The sequence below is a fragment of the Streptomyces hainanensis genome (assembly GCF_004348415.1).
Lineage (GTDB): Bacteria > Actinomycetota > Actinomycetes > Streptomycetales > Streptomycetaceae > Streptomyces > Streptomyces hainanensis.
Window position 1 is genome coordinate 1 of record NZ_SMKI01000190.1, and the last position, 13,471, is coordinate 13,471.

A 13,471-nucleotide genomic window follows, 5' to 3' on the forward strand; every position below is an offset into this window, starting at 1 on the left:
GGGTGGGGAAACCCCCCAGTGAGGGAGGGCCGCGTTCAGGTGGCCAGCAGGCGGGCCACGGCCGCCCTCGCCAGGGCGGGGGCGCGGCCGGCGCCGTAGAGCTGGATGGCGTGGTTGAGGCTCATCATCACGCCGTAGAGCTCGAAGACCAGTTGGGCCGCGTCGGTGTCCGGCGGCAGCTCGCCGGTGGTGACGGCGCGGCGTACCTCCGTCGTGAGGCGGAGTTCCCACGCCCGGAACTGGCGCTGGAGCAGGGCCCGGACGGGGCCGCCGCGGCCGTCGTACTCGAAGGTGGAGCTGACGAAGAGGCAGCCGCCGGGGAAGACCTCGCGCTCCAGGTAGGAGATCCACGCCGCGCAGACGCCGCGCAGCCGCGGCAGTCCCGGCGTGGCGTCCGCCGCGGGCCGCCAGACCTCGCGGTTGAAGACGACCGCCGCCCGCTCCAGGGCGGCGAGCTGCAGGGCTTCCTTGGTGCCGAAGTGGCCGAGCAGACCGGACTTGCTGATGCCGAGGTCCAGCGCGAGGCGGCCGATGGTCAGGCCCTCGAGGCCCTCGACCGAGGCCAGGTCCACGCTGCGTTCGATGATCCGTTCCCTGGTGTGGCGGGCCTCGGCCGCCGAGTGTCGCGGACTCATGCCGACCAGCATAGGCCCGGTATAGCGTCCGACCGATCGGTCGCTATATTGTGCGTCATGACTCGCCTCATCGCCCTGGGCCATCACCAGCCCGAGCATGTGCTCACCAACGACGACCTGGCCGGCATGGTCGACACCGACGACGCCTGGATCCGGCAGCGGACCGGCATCGCCACCCGCCACATCGCCAGGGACGAGTCCGTGACCGACCTGGCCGTCGCCGCCGCGGGGAAGGCGTTGGCCGCGGCCGGCGTCGACCCCGCCGACATCGGCCAGGTGATCGTCGCCACCTGCACCGCCATCGACCGTTCCCCGTCCACCGCGGCCCAGGTCGCCGGCGAGCTCGGCATCCCCCGCGCCGTGGTCTACGACCTCAACAACGCCTGCGCCGGCTTCACCACCGCGCTCGCCACCGCCGACCACGCCATCAGGGCCGGCGCCGCCCGGCACGCCCTCGTCATCGGCGCCGAGAAGATGTCCGACATCACCGACTGGACCGACCGCTCGTCCTGCGTGCTGCTCGGCGACGGCGCCGGCGCCGCCGTGCTCGGCGCCAGCGAGCACGACGACGGCATCGGGCCCGTCGTCTGGGGCTCCGACCCCGGCCGGCGGGAGGCCGTCAGGATCAAGGGCGACTGGCACCCCACCTTCGCCCAGGACGGCCAGGCCGTGTTCCGCTGGGCCACCACCGAGCTCGCCCCGCTGGCCAGGGAGGCGTGCGAGCGGGCCGGCGTCCACCCCCGGGAGCTCGCCGCGATCGTCACCCACCAGGCCAACCTGCGGATCATCGAGGCCATCGCCAAGCGGCTCGACGCGCCCCAGGCCGTCGTCGCCCAGGACGTGGTCGTCTCCGGCAACACCTCGGCGGCCTCCGTGCCGCTCGCCCTGTCCAAGCTGATCGAGCGCCGCGAGATCCCGACCGGGGCGCCGGTGCTGCTCTTCGCCTTCGGCGGCGGCCTCTCCTGGGCCGGCCAGGTCGTCCGCGTCCCTTGAGATGGCGAGCCCCTGAGATGGCGAGCCCCTGACGGCCGACGACCCCCGCCCTTACCGGGCGGGGGTCGTCGCGTGCCGGGAGCCCGGCGGCCGTCAGCCGCCGAGGTGGAACGAGCCCAGGAACCCACACCGTCCGTTGGGCTCGGCGGCCGGCGTCGCCGAGGCGGCCTGCGCGCCGGGCGGCGTCCAGACCAGGGTGTCGTTGTGCCGGCTCGACTCGTCGCAGTGGTCCGAGAGGAACCCGACGTCGCCGCCGACGCTCGTCCCGGCGACGGCCGGCCCGGTCGCGCCGACGAGGGCCGCCACGGCCAGTGCCGCGGCGGCCGGAATGGTGTGGATGCGCATGAGCACCCCTTCCGCTACGTGGGACCGATCCAACGCGGTCCCTCCGGGAAGAAGGGGTAACCAGGAACGACGGAACCGCCGCCCCACGTCAGCCGGGCGGCGGTTCCGAATCACGCGAACGGTGGATCAGATCGTCCGCATCGCCAGCACCACGTTGTGCCCGCCGAAGCCGAACGAGTTGTTGATCGCGGCGATGGTGCCGCCCGGCAGCTCGCGCGGCTCGTCACGGACCACGTCCGCGTCCACCTCGGGGTCGAGGTTCTCGATGTTGATCGTCGGCGGCGCGACCCGGTGGTAGAGGGCCAGTGCCGTCGCCACCGTCTCGATGCCGCCGGCGCCACCGAGCAGATGCCCGGTCATCGACTTGGTCGCCGAGACCGCGACATGGTCGACATCGTCGCCCAGCACCCGACGCAGCGCCTTGATCTCCGCGATGTCGCCCAGCGGCGTCGAGGTGGCGTGCGCGTTCAGGTGGAACAGCTGCTCCGGCTTGAGGTCGGTGTTCTCCATCAGGCTCTCCACCGCCGCCGCGATGCCGCGACCCGAAGGCTCGGGCTGCGCGATGTGGTGCGCGTCGGACGACAAGCCCTGGCCCAGCAGCTCGCAGTAGACCCGGGCACCACGCCGCGCGGCGTGCTCGGCGGACTCCAGCACCACCACGCCGGAGCCCTCACCCAGCACGAAGCCGTCCCGGGCGGTGTCGTACGGCCGGGAGGCGCGCTCCGGCTCGTCGTTCTGCTTGGACATCGCCATCATGTTGCCGAACGCCGCGATCGGCAGCGGATGGATCGCTGCCTCCGTGCCACCGGCCACCACCACGTCGGCGCGGCCCGTGCGGATCATCTCCGCCGCGTAGCCGACGGCCTCCGCGCCGGAGGCACAGGCACTGACCGGGGTGTGCACGCCGGCCTGCGCCCCGACCTCGAGACCGACGTTGGCCGCCGGGCTGTTGGGCATGAGCATGGGCACGGTGTGCGGGGAGACCCGCCGAGCCCCCTTCTCACGCAGCACGTCGTACTGGTCGAGCAGCGTGGTCACACCGCCGATGCCGGAGGCGATGACCGTGCCGAGCCGGGTCGGGTCGACCGACTCGTCCTCGCCGGCCCGAGCGGAGAAGCCCGCGTCGGCCCACGCCTCCCGGGCCGCGAGCAGTGCGAACTGCGCGGACCTGTCGAGGCGCCGCGCCACCGGACGGGGCAGCACGTCCGCCGGGTCCACGGCGGCCACGGCCGCCATCCGCACCGGAAGGTCGGCGGCCCACTCCTCCGTCAGGGCCCGCACGCCGGACCGGCCGGCCAGCAGACCCTCCCAGGTCGTCGCGCTGTCGCCACCCAGCGGTGTGGTCGCACCGACTCCGGTGACAACCACCGTTCGATTGATCGCGTTCACGGGATTTCTTACTCCGCTAGTCGGGGAAAGGTGGTGACCCGCCACCACGAGGGTGGCGACAGGCGCTGGAGGCCGGGTCAGCTCTGGTGGTCGAAGATGTAGCCGACGGCGTCGCCGACGGTCTTCAGGCCCTTGACGTCGTCGTCCGGGATCTTGACGCTGAAGCGCTCCTCAGCGGCGACGACCACCTCGACCATGGACAGCGAGTCGACGTCGAGGTCGTCGGTGAACGACTTCTCCACCGTCACCTCTTCGGTGGGGATGCCGGCGATCTCGTTGACGATCTCGGCGAGACCCTCGATGATCTCTTCCTTGGTGGCAGCCATTGCGGCGCTCCTTCAGTGTGTTGCGGTGGGGTACCGCGGGGTGGTGATCCGGCGGATCTGTTCGGACCTTGCTTAGGGGAGGGTAACGACCGTCGCGGCGTAGACGAGACCCGCCCCGAAGCCGATGACGAGGGCGGTGTCACCGCTCTTCGCCTGCCCCGTCGCCAACATCCGCTCCATGGCGAGCGGGATGGAGGCGGCGGAGGTGTTGCCGGTGGTCTCGATGTCGCGGGCGACCGCGACATGTTCCGGCAGTTTGAGGGTCTTCACCATCGAGTCGATGATGCGCATGTTGGCCTGATGCGGAATGAAGACGTCCAAATCCTTGGCGGTGATCCCGGCCGCGTCGAGCGCCTGCTGGGCCACCTTGGCCATCTCGAAGACGGCCCAGCGGAAGACCGTCTGGCCCTCCTGGCGCAGCGCCGGGAACTTGACCTGCCCCTCGGCGTCCACCGGCAGCCCCTCGAGGTCGCCGACCCGGAAGCGGTCCCAGGGCACCGTCTGCGCGATGACGTCGGCCTTGTCGCCCTCGGAGCCCCAGACCGTGGGGCCCATGGAGGGCTCCTGGGCGGGGCCGAGCACCACGGCACCCGCGCCGTCGCCGAACAGGAAGGCCGTGGACCGGTCCTCCTTGTCGGTGAGGTCCGACAGCCGCTCCACACCGATCACCAGCACATGCTCGGCGCTGCCGTCGACGATCAGGCCCTTGCCGACCGTCAACCCGTAGCCGAAGCCGGCGCAGGCCGCCGAGATGTCGAACGCGGCCGGCGTACCGGCGCCCAGCCGGTGGGCGATCACGGTCGCGACCGAGGGCGTCTGCAGGAAGTGGGAGACGGTGGACACCACGACCGCGTCCACCTGCTCCGCGGTGATACCCGCGTCCGCGATGGCCTTGCCGGAGGCGGCGATCGCCATCTCGGCCACCGTCTCGTCCTCGTCCGCCCAGTGTCGGGTCACGATTCCCGAGCGGGACCGGATCCACTCGTCGGAGGAATCTATGTACTTCAGGATCTCCTCGTTGGGAACGACCCTCGTCGGCCGATACCCGCCGACGCCCATGATGCGGGCGTAGGGCGCGCCCTTCCCGACCCTCAGTGTGGCGGACATGTCCCTGCTCCTATTCGGCGGCTTCTGCGGTAGGTGCGGACGCCGTGCGGTGGGCGGCGATCAGCTCGCGGGCCGCTGCCAGATCGTTCGGGCTCTTGATGGCCACCCGCTCCACCCCGGGGAGGTTGCGCTTGGCCAGACCAGCGAGCGTACCGCCCGGGCACAGCTCGATCAGGGCGGTGATGCCCAGCCGCTGGAACGTCTCCACGCACAGGTCCCAGCGAACCGGGTTGGACACCTGGGTCACCAGACGGCGCACGATCTCCTGGCCGTCGGCCACGACCTCGCCGTCGGCGTTCGATACGAAGCGGATGCCCGGATCGGCCGGCTTCAGTCCCTCGGACGCCGCCCGCATCGTGTCGACCGCGGGCGCCATGTGCTCGGTGTGGAAGGCGCCCGCCACCTTCAGCGCCACGACCCGCGCCTTGGCCGGCTTGTCGGCGGCCAGCGCCGCCAGCTGCTCCATGGTGCCGGCCGCGACGATCTGCCCGCCGCCGTTGTTGTTGGCCGGGGTGAGGCCGAGCCTCGCGAGGTGCGCGGTGACCTCCTCGGGGTCGCCGCCGAGCACCGCCGCCATGCCGGTCTCGGTGACCGTGGCGGCCTCGGCCATCGCCGTGGCGCGCTGCCGCACCAGCGCGAGGGTCTCCTCCTCGGTGAGGACGCCGGCGATCGCGGCGGCCGGCAGCTCACCGACGCTGTGCCCGGCGACGGCACCCACGGAGCCGGCCGGGCCGGCGGGGTCGTCGTCGAACAGCGCGGCCGCCGACAGCAGCGCGCCGGTCACCAACAGGGGTTGGGCGACGGCCGTGTCGCGGATCTCCTCCGCGTCGGCCGCCGTGCCGTAGTGGACGAGGTCGAGCCCCGCGGTCTCCGACCACCCGCCGAGGCGGTCGGAGACGCCCGGGAGTTCGAGCCACGGGTTCAGGAAGCCGGGCGTCTGGGCACCCTGGCCGGGAGCGACGAGTACAAGCACCCTCTCACTCTCTCCTGGCCAGCGGGTGAACCGCCGGTGGGGGCAAGAACGAAGAACAGTCGAGGGATTTGTAGCTCCCACACAAAACGGCGAGCCGGCGGCTAGATGCCGGAATCGGCGTCCGCCAGCCGGCCGAGCATCAGCGCGACGCGCAGAGTGAAGGCCGAGCGTACGTCGGACGGGGGCCATCCGGTGACGTCGGTCACACGTCTCAGGCGGTACCTGACCGTGTTGGGATGCACAAAAAGCATCCGCGCGGCGCCCTCCAGACTGCTCGCCTGCTCCAGATAGACGCTGAGCGTCTCCAGCAGCGCGGACCCGGCCTCCTGCAGCGGTCTGTAGATCTCCTCCACCAGCAGCCGCCGGGCCGCGGGATCACCCGCCATGGCGCGCTCGGGCAGCAGATCGTCCGCCAGCACCGGGCGCGGCGCGTCGGGCCAGGCCGCGCAGGCCCGCAGCCCGGCCGCCGCGGCCTGCGCCGAGCGGGTCGCCGCCAGCAGGTCACCCACCACGGGGCCGGCCACCACGGGTCCTGAGGCGAACGGGCCGATCAGCGCCTTGGCCGCCTGCACCGGGTCGTCGCTGCCGCCCGCGATCACCACCAGGCGCTTGCCGAGCACCCCGGTCAGCACCTGGAGCTTGGCATACCTGGCGGCCCGCCTGATCGCCTCCACCGTCAGCTCGCTGTCGCCGTTGGGCGCGCTGCCGAGCACCACGGTCACGTGCTCGGGCGTGTTCCAGCCGAGGGCGGCGGCCCGCGACACGTCGCTCTCGTCCGCCTCGCCCGACACCACCGCGTTCACCACCAGCGACTCCAGGCGCGCGTCCCACGCGCCGCGCGCCTCCGCGGCCTGCGCGTACACCTGGGCCGTGGCGAAGGCGATCTCCCGGGAGTAGACCAGCAGCGCGTTCCGCAGCGACGACGCCCCACCCGGCGGCGCCAGCTCCTCGACCGCCGACTCCACCACCTCGATGGTGGTCCGCACCAGCTCCACGGTCTGCCGCAGCGTGATCGCCCTGGTCAGCTCGCGCGGGGCGGTGCCGAAGACGTCGGTGCTGATGGCCTGCGGGGTGTCCGGATGCCGGTACCACTCGATGAACGCCGCGATGCCGGCCTGGGCGACCAGGCCGATCCAGGAGCGGTTCTCCGGTGGCATCGCGCGATACCAGGACAGCTGCTCGTCCATCCGCGAGATCGCGGCGGCGGCCAGCTTCCCCGAGGACTGCTCGAGGCGGCGCACGGTCGCGACGTGCGCCTTCTTCTCATCGGCCTTCTCAGCTTCGGCCTTCTCATCGGCTTCGGACACGGGACCAGCCTGCCTCATTTCCCACCCACTCATACCAGGCGGGGGTCACTGCACGGATGGATACCGTAGGCGCATGCCTCACGTCACGCGTGCCGCCGACCGCTTCCGGGGCGGCGATCCGGCCGCCGGGATCGACACCCGACACGCCTTCTCGTTCGCGGACCACTACGACCCGGAGAACGTCCGCCTCGGCCCGCTGACCGCCTGCAACGAGGAGCGGCTGGCACCCGGCGCGGGCTTCCCCCCGCACGCGCACCGGGACGTGGAGATCGTCAGCTGGGTGCTTTCCGGCGAGCTGACGCACGAGGACGAGGACGGTCGCGCCACCGTCGTGCGCCCCGGCGACCTGCAACGCCTGACGGCGGGCGCCGGCGTGCGGCACGTGGAACGCAACGCCGGCCCCGAGCCGCTCCGCTTCCTCCAGATGTGGCTGATCCCCGCCGAGCCGGGCGGTGAACCGGCCTACGAGGTGGTGCGGGGGATCGCCGACGACATCCCGTACGCGCTGCCGCGCACCCCGGCGGTGTTGCGGGTGCGACGGCTCGGCGACGGCGAGCGGACGACGCTTCCCGGCGGGCGCCTCGGCTACCTCCACCTGGCCGCCGGCGCGGCCGAGTTGACCGGAACCGGGCCCGCCGTGGCCCTGACGGCCGGCGACGCGGTCCGGCTGACGGACGACGGCGAGGCGGCCGTACGAGCCGCCGGCGCGGCCGAGTTGCTGATGTGGGAGCTGTCCGGGTAGTCACCGCGGGGAACCGATCGAAACCGGTACGAGGGCGGGGGAACCGACCCGTGGTCGCTCACTGTCAGTGTGGTGACGCACACTGGTGACGGGGCATCACCCCGTAGCTCTCACCCCCGGGAGACGGACGTGACCGACGAGGAGCACGACAGAACCACCCCGGCTGCCGAGCCGCCCAAGGCGGCCTCGCCGCCGATACCGGCACCGCCGGCGGTGCCGCCCACGTCCGCGTCGACCGCCGCCCGGCCGACGCCCGGGCCACCCGGGGCCGGCACGCCGCCTTCCGTGCCCGTTCCACGCGCGGAACCGCCGGCGGCACCCGGGCCACCGCCCGGCTTCGGGCCGCCGCCCGGCTTCGGGCCGCCGCCGGCGGCGTACCCGTACTGGTCGGGCGGGGTGGCGGCGCCGCCACCGCCGCGGCGGTCGCCGACCGTCGGGGTTCCGCGGGACGCCCGCGTCGGGCTCACCGCCGCGCTGCTCAACCTCGGCGGTCTCGGCCTCGGCTACCTCTACCTGCGGCGGTGGCCGCGCGTCGCCGCCAGCCTGGCGGCCACCGCCCTGCTGCTGTGGGCGGCGCTGCCGGCCGGTGCCGACGGCGTTCCCGGCGGCCTGGCCGTCGCCTACCTCGGGTGGGTGCTGCTCACCGCGCTCGACGCCTGGCGGCTCGCCCGGCCACCGACCCTCGGCGGCCCCGGCCGCGCCTGGCTGCCGCTCACCGCCGGGGTGCTGCTGCTCGCGCTGCCGCTCGGCAGCGTCGTCTGGTTCGAGGACGCCCAGCGGCGGGCCCTGGAGAGCGACCTCCGGGAGCGGTTGACCGTCGCCGACCGGCTCGTGTCCGGGGCCGCCGAGGCGGCCGCCTTCGACGACGCGGCGGCGGCCGACTACCGGTCGGCGCTCGACGCGTACCTGGCCGTGCGCGCCGCCCACCCGGACACGGACGCGGCCGGCGAGGTGCCGGCCCGGATCGACGCGCTCTACGCGTCGGCCACCGCGCCGCGCGGCGCCGGCGAGGACCACTGCGCGGCCCTCGACCCGCTGCGGTACTTCCAGCAGCTGCCCGACGAGCTCGACGGGGCGGAGGCCGAACGGCTCGCCGGCCGGGCCGGGGAGGATCTGCCGGAGCCGCTGCACGGCTGCGGGCTCCGGCGCGCCGAGCAGGACCAGACCGGCACCGCGGGGGAGCCGCTGACCGAGCTGCTCGACGACTACCCGGACTCCTCCTACGCCGACGCGCTGCCCGGGGAACTCGGCGCGCTGCAGAGCGCCGCCGCCGACGGCATCGGCGGGGACGAGCCCTGCGCGGCCCTCGACCGGCTGCGCTCGCTCACCACCCTGTTCGGGGAGCTGCCCGGCCGGGAGTTCGCCGCGCTCGCCGAGGAGGGCGCGGAGCCGGTGCCCGAGGGGCTCTTCCGGTGCGGCACCGACCGCTTCCTGGCCGGTGAGTTCTCCGAGGCGGACGGCATGCTCGCCGAGCTGGTCGAGCGGTACCCGGACCACGGGCGCGTCGACCGGGCAGGCGACATCCTGATCGCGGCCCGGATAGCGGCCCAACTCCCGGCGGCCGGCGCCGAGCTGCCCCCGGAGCCCGGCACGGCCGGCGGGGCCACGGTCACGCTCGAGCTCTACAACGACTCGCCGTACCCGCTGGAGTTCCTGTACACCGGTCCCGTCACCGGGACCCGCACCGTGGACGCCTGCGACGGCTGCGAGGTCTACCCGAGCGACCCGGGCGACGGCGCCTGCGCCGCCGACCGCGACTACCCCGGCGCCACCCTGCGACTCCCCGCCGGCGACTACCACTTCCTGCACCGCTCGCCCGACGAGTCCACCCGCAACCTGGCCGACAGCGACCGGCTCGACGCCGACTACGTCTACACCTACTGCTCCTACGTCACCGAGGACGACCTGGGCTGGCCGGGCCTGGAGGACCCCGGCACGGACGTCTGACGGCCGTCGGCCTCGGCCCTCAGTCCACCAGGGGGCCGAAGCCCACGTCCTCGAAGCGCGCGAAGCGGGCGGGGTCGATCTCGGCGTACCGCTTGTGGACGTCGAGAGCGAGCGACCCGTCGTTGTTGCGGCCCGACGCGTCGGGCGAGTCCAGGTAGGAGAGGTAGGCGTAGGCGGCGTCGGCGTGGGCGCGCCCCTGGTCGCTGGCGGGATCGACGCCGGCCGGCAGCGTCGTGGCCCGCTCCACGAGGCCGACCACCTTCCACTCCCGGCCGCCGTCCCACTCGGTGCCCCAGATGTCGTACGGCTGCGCGTAGTGGCCGTTCATCAGGGAGCGGGTGAAGTCCGGGTCGCCCACCAACGCCGCCGCGGCCTCCGGGCGCCGTCCCGTGACGTCGAGCAGTTCGCGGGTGCCCGTGTTCACCGGGTTCTCGCTGCCCTCGTGGCGGAGGTCCGCGGTGAGCGGCTCGATGGCCACCGCGGCCCGGCCGAGGTCCTCGCTGAACGCCTGGCCACCCGCGACCCTGGACTGCCCCATCAGGTCGCCGAACGAACTGAAGTCGGCCACCGACTCCTCGGAGGCGCCGCGGAGCCGCGCCGCGTGGTCGTAGACGTAGGGGGCCACGGCGTCCGGCACGGCACCCGGGTCGCGGGCCGGGTCGTGACCGCCGATCTCCGGGTTCAGCAGCATCAGCAGGCCGTCGGAGGTGAACCGCATCGCCGCGTCGCCCCAGTTGGTCAGGTAGTCCATCTCCTCGTCCGTGGTGGCGCCGTTGGCCCAGTTGGCCCGGCCGATCGCGGCCAGGGTCTCGGGGTCGAGCCGGCCGTAGAACGTCTCCAGGTACGACAGCTCGGCGTCGGTCAGCCGCCTGGCCGGGGCCGGGTGGTCCGCGTACTCGTCGTCGTAGACGCCCAGCACGACGCCCTCGACGCCGGACAGGTACTGGAGCAGCAGCTCCCGGTCCGGGCCGTACTCGCCGGCGTTCGCCAGCAGTTCCCTGAGCTGGTCGGCGGACCAGGCCGCCATGTCGTCGTTGACGAAGAGGTGGAGCGGTCCCTCGGACAGGTCGTAGCCGCGCGTGCTGAGCTCCATGGAGAGCTCGGTCAGGTGGGACCGGTAGGCGTCGATCGCCCCCTCGATGTCGTCGGCGGCCACGACGGCGTCGTCGGCGGCGGCGCGGAGGTGGCGCTCGCGGATCTCGGGGGCCAGGTGGTCGGGGGAGTAGGTGGGCACCCCGTCGGCCCCGGTCGACGGCGGCACCTGCCGCCAGCGCCCGTCGTACTGCACGTTGACGGTCGGCGGGGTGTCGTACTCCCAGGTCCTGGTCCCGTACACGGCGGTGCCCAGGGCGTCCACCCAGCCGTTCCACTCGGTGGTGGCCGCCCGGAGGTGGTCGAGGTACCTGTCCTCCAGGCCCCTGCCGGCCCGACGCGCCTCCCGGCCGCCCACCAACTCGCCGGCGCCGACCGGCGGCTCGCCGCCCTCGATGACGTGGGCCACGACCTCCTCGGCGACGATGGCCTCGTTCATCGCGCGGACGAGGACGTGGGTGACGCCCTCCAACTCCTCGGGACGCAGGTCCTGTTGGGTGTCGCGGATCCGGCCCTGCCCGTCCACGAGCGACTCGCCGTCCCACTCCCCGGCCTCGGTGGCCACCCGGGTGGCGCGCTCCGCGATGTTCGCCGCCGTGGCCCCCTCCTCGGCGGCCCGGGCATAGGCGGCCGCGGTGTCCGCCATGTCGTCCGGGTCGATCTCCGCGGTGAACTCGCGCCGCCGCTCCCAGGGACGCCGGCCCGCGGTGGCCTGAACGTCCTCACGTGTGAATGCCAGATCGGGCATGGTCCCCGTTGCGCCCTTCGCGAAAGTGATCGTCGGCCGGACGCTAGGACGCGACGGGGAGCAGGGTCGTGGCCGAGAGACGACGCGGGGCCGACGGTCCGGTGAACAGCTCCACCCTCGCGCTGCCCCAAGTGGAACCGAGCGCGACGGAGTTGACTATCGTGCGGGTCCATGACCGACGCCGCCGGCTTCCTCGCAGAGACCCGCTCCACCTACGACACCGTCGCCCTGGACTACGACGAGGTCATCCCGCCCGTCACCGACGATCCGCTGGACGTCGCGCTGCTCGGCGACTTCGCCGCCCGGGTCACCGCCGCCGGCGGGGGCCCCGTGGTGGAGGCCGGCTGCGGCACGGGCCGGATCACCGGCCACCTCGCGGCGGCCGGGCTCGACGCCTCCGGCGTCGACCTGTCACCCGCGATGCTGGCCGTCGCCCGCCGAGCCCACCCGGAGATCCGCTTCGCCGAGGGCTCGCTGCTGGCGCTCGACCTGCCGGACGCCGGGCTCGCCGGCCTCGTGGCCTGGTACTCGGTCATCCACCTGCCGCCGGATCGGCTGCCGTCGGCCTTCGTCGAGTTCCACCGGGTGCTGCGGCCCGGCGGCTGGTTGCAGCTCGCCTTCCACGTCGGCGACCGCCGGCACCACAGGACGGAGGGCTACGGCCACCGCGGCATCTCCCTCGACATCTACTGGCTCCCGGTCGAGCGGGTCGCCGCGCTGCTCGCCGCGGCCGGGTTCGTACTGGAGACCGAGGTGGTGCGGGACGTCTCGGCCCGGGTCCCACAGGCCCGCCTGCTCGCGGCCAAGCCCCTGGAGGACACGCCCTAGGCCGCGTCCGCGAAGTCTCGCCGGGCCCGCGCCGCCATACACGGCACCTCGCTGCGTTACCGAATCGCGCGAATACGGCCAAGTATGAGCCGCGATCCGGCGCCTTGCGATGCACCGCGTCTGACGCCGCGGGCTGATCCGACAAGACTTTACGGACACGCCCTAGCCGAGCGAGGTTCCCAGCTCGGCGAGCACCGCGTCGGTGAAGGGCGGCCACGCCTCGGCCGCCCAGGGGCCGAACTGGCGGTCGGTGAGGGCGACGCAGGCCGCGCCGGCCACCGGGTCGACCCAGAGGAAGGTGCCCGACTGGCCGAAGTGGCCGAAGGTGGCGGGCGACGAGGTGGTGCCCGTCCAGTGCGGTGACTTGTGGTCGCGGATCGAGAAGCCGAGGCCCCAGTCGTTGGGCCGCTGGTGGCCGAAGCCCGGGAGGACGCCGGCGAGGCCGGGGAAGACCACGGTGGTGGCCTCGGCCAGGGTCTCGGCGGCCAGCAGGCGCGGGTGCAGCAGCTCGGCGGCGAAGCGTATGAGGTCGTCGACGGTGCTGGTGGCGGCCCAGGCGGGGGAACCGGCGAGCGTCGTGCCGGCCATGCCGAGCGGTGCGAACACCGCCTCGCTCAGGTACTGGGCGAAGGGCATCCCGGTGACCTTGGCCAGGTGCTCGCCCAGTACCTCGAAGCCGGCGTTGGAGTAGAGCCGGCGGGTGCCGGGCGGGGCCGTCACCCGGTGTTCGTCGAAGGCGAGCCCGGAGGCGTGGGCCAGCAGGTGGCGGACGGTGGAGCCGGGCGGCCCGGCCGGCTCGTCCAGCTCGGTGGCGCCCTCCTCGACCGCGATCAGCACCGCGTAGGCGGCCAGCGGCTTGGTGACCGAGGCGAGCGGGAACGACCGGTCGGCCGGGCCGCGCACCGCGTGGCGCCCGTCGCCCGTGATCACGCCCGCCGCCGCCGTCCCGACGGGCCAGCCGTCGATCAACTCCAGGCTTCGCATGCCTCCGAGCCTAAGCGTTCGGCCGCGCGGGCCGAGGGCCGGGAGGGGGTGGAAG

General features: G+C 73.5%; 13 protein-coding genes. 4 read left to right on the forward strand and 9 right to left on the reverse strand.

Annotated elements, in window-relative coordinates:
- Positions 1–35: 35 nt before the first annotated feature.
- On the reverse strand, positions 36–635 hold the full coding sequence (locus E1283_RS18555; RefSeq protein ID WP_132819197.1) for a TetR/AcrR family transcriptional regulator: 600 nt from the start codon (positions 633–635) through the stop codon (positions 36–38).
- A gap of 57 nt (positions 636–692) precedes the next feature.
- Here E1283_RS18555 and E1283_RS18560 point away from each other — a divergent pair, with 57 nt between their 5' ends.
- Positions 693–1,628, forward strand: coding sequence for a beta-ketoacyl-ACP synthase III (locus E1283_RS18560; RefSeq protein WP_132819198.1), 936 nt, complete (start codon positions 693–695; stop codon positions 1,626–1,628).
- 93 nt (positions 1,629–1,721) lie between these two features.
- Here E1283_RS18560 and E1283_RS18565 read toward each other — a convergent pair whose 3' ends face one another.
- The 6 genes from E1283_RS18565 to E1283_RS18590 form a co-directional block, all read right to left on the reverse strand.
- Positions 1,722–1,973 carry a hypothetical protein gene (locus E1283_RS18565; protein WP_132819199.1) on the reverse strand — a complete coding sequence of 84 codons (252 nt, stop codon included), beginning with the start codon at positions 1,971–1,973 and terminating at the stop codon, positions 1,722–1,724.
- A 126-nt stretch (positions 1,974–2,099) separates the two neighbouring features.
- Positions 2,100–3,362, reverse strand: a complete 1,263-nt coding sequence (gene fabF, locus E1283_RS18570) for a beta-ketoacyl-ACP synthase II (protein ID WP_132819200.1) — start codon at positions 3,360–3,362, stop codon at positions 2,100–2,102.
- A 77-nt stretch (positions 3,363–3,439) separates the two neighbouring features.
- Positions 3,440–3,688 carry an acyl carrier protein gene (locus E1283_RS18575; protein ID WP_132819201.1) on the reverse strand — a complete coding sequence of 83 codons (249 nt, stop codon included), beginning with the start codon at positions 3,686–3,688 and terminating at the stop codon, positions 3,440–3,442.
- A 72-nt stretch (positions 3,689–3,760) separates the two neighbouring features.
- Positions 3,761–4,795, reverse strand: a complete 1,035-nt coding sequence (locus tag E1283_RS18580) for a ketoacyl-ACP synthase III (RefSeq protein ID WP_132819202.1) — start codon at positions 4,793–4,795, stop codon at positions 3,761–3,763.
- A gap of 10 nt (positions 4,796–4,805) precedes the next feature.
- On the reverse strand, positions 4,806–5,768 hold the full coding sequence (locus E1283_RS18585) for an ACP S-malonyltransferase (protein WP_132819203.1): 963 nt from the start codon (positions 5,766–5,768) through the stop codon (positions 4,806–4,808).
- A gap of 101 nt (positions 5,769–5,869) precedes the next feature.
- Positions 5,870–7,075 (reverse strand): PucR family transcriptional regulator, encoded by a 1,206-nt coding sequence (locus E1283_RS18590; RefSeq protein ID WP_243744937.1) that lies wholly within the window; start codon positions 7,073–7,075, stop codon positions 5,870–5,872.
- Positions 7,076–7,148: 73 nt separating this feature from the next.
- On the opposite strand from E1283_RS18590, the gene E1283_RS18595 reads away from it, so the two are divergent.
- Positions 7,149–7,817 (forward strand): pirin family protein, encoded by a 669-nt coding sequence (locus E1283_RS18595; RefSeq protein WP_132819205.1) that lies wholly within the window; start codon positions 7,149–7,151, stop codon positions 7,815–7,817.
- Positions 7,818–8,102: 285 nt separating this feature from the next.
- Positions 8,103–9,764, forward strand: a complete 1,662-nt coding sequence (locus tag E1283_RS39475) for a hypothetical protein (RefSeq protein ID WP_132819206.1) — start codon at positions 8,103–8,105, stop codon at positions 9,762–9,764.
- A gap of 19 nt (positions 9,765–9,783) precedes the next feature.
- Here E1283_RS39475 and E1283_RS18605 read toward each other — a convergent pair whose 3' ends face one another.
- On the reverse strand, positions 9,784–11,604 hold the full coding sequence (locus E1283_RS18605; RefSeq protein ID WP_132819207.1) for a hypothetical protein: 1,821 nt from the start codon (positions 11,602–11,604) through the stop codon (positions 9,784–9,786).
- Between the two features lie 171 nt (positions 11,605–11,775).
- Here E1283_RS18605 and E1283_RS18610 point away from each other — a divergent pair, with 171 nt between their 5' ends.
- Entirely contained in the window at positions 11,776–12,432 is a 657-nt protein-coding gene (locus E1283_RS18610) for a class I SAM-dependent DNA methyltransferase (protein ID WP_132819208.1), read from the forward strand.
- Between the two features lie 162 nt (positions 12,433–12,594).
- Here E1283_RS18610 and E1283_RS18615 read toward each other — a convergent pair whose 3' ends face one another.
- Positions 12,595–13,416, reverse strand: coding sequence for a serine hydrolase domain-containing protein (locus E1283_RS18615; protein ID WP_132819209.1), 822 nt, complete (start codon positions 13,414–13,416; stop codon positions 12,595–12,597).
- Positions 13,417–13,471: the final 55 nt, after the last annotated feature.

Bases quoted from the DNA above. Each gene is read 5' to 3' on its own strand.
- E1283_RS18565 (WP_132819199.1), bottom strand. From the start codon at position 1,973: ATGCGCATCCACACCATTCCGGCCGCCGCGGCACTGGCCGTGGCGGCC.
- E1283_RS18610 (WP_132819208.1), top strand. From the start codon at position 11,776: ATGACCGACGCCGCCGGCTTCCTCGCAGAGACCCGCTCCACCTACGAC.
- E1283_RS18605 (WP_132819207.1), bottom strand. From the start codon at position 11,604: ATGCCCGATCTGGCATTCACACGTGAGGACGTTCAGGCCACCGCGGGC.
- E1283_RS18575 (WP_132819201.1), bottom strand. From the start codon at position 3,688: ATGGCTGCCACCAAGGAAGAGATCATCGAGGGTCTCGCCGAGATCGTC.
- E1283_RS18615 (WP_132819209.1), bottom strand. From the start codon at position 13,416: ATGCGAAGCCTGGAGTTGATCGACGGCTGGCCCGTCGGGACGGCGGCG.
- E1283_RS18555 (WP_132819197.1), bottom strand. From the start codon at position 635: ATGAGTCCGCGACACTCGGCGGCCGAGGCCCGCCACACCAGGGAACGG.
- E1283_RS18560 (WP_132819198.1), top strand. From the start codon at position 693: ATGACTCGCCTCATCGCCCTGGGCCATCACCAGCCCGAGCATGTGCTC.
- E1283_RS18595 (WP_132819205.1), top strand. From the start codon at position 7,149: ATGCCTCACGTCACGCGTGCCGCCGACCGCTTCCGGGGCGGCGATCCG.
- E1283_RS18580 (WP_132819202.1), bottom strand. From the start codon at position 4,795: ATGTCCGCCACACTGAGGGTCGGGAAGGGCGCGCCCTACGCCCGCATC.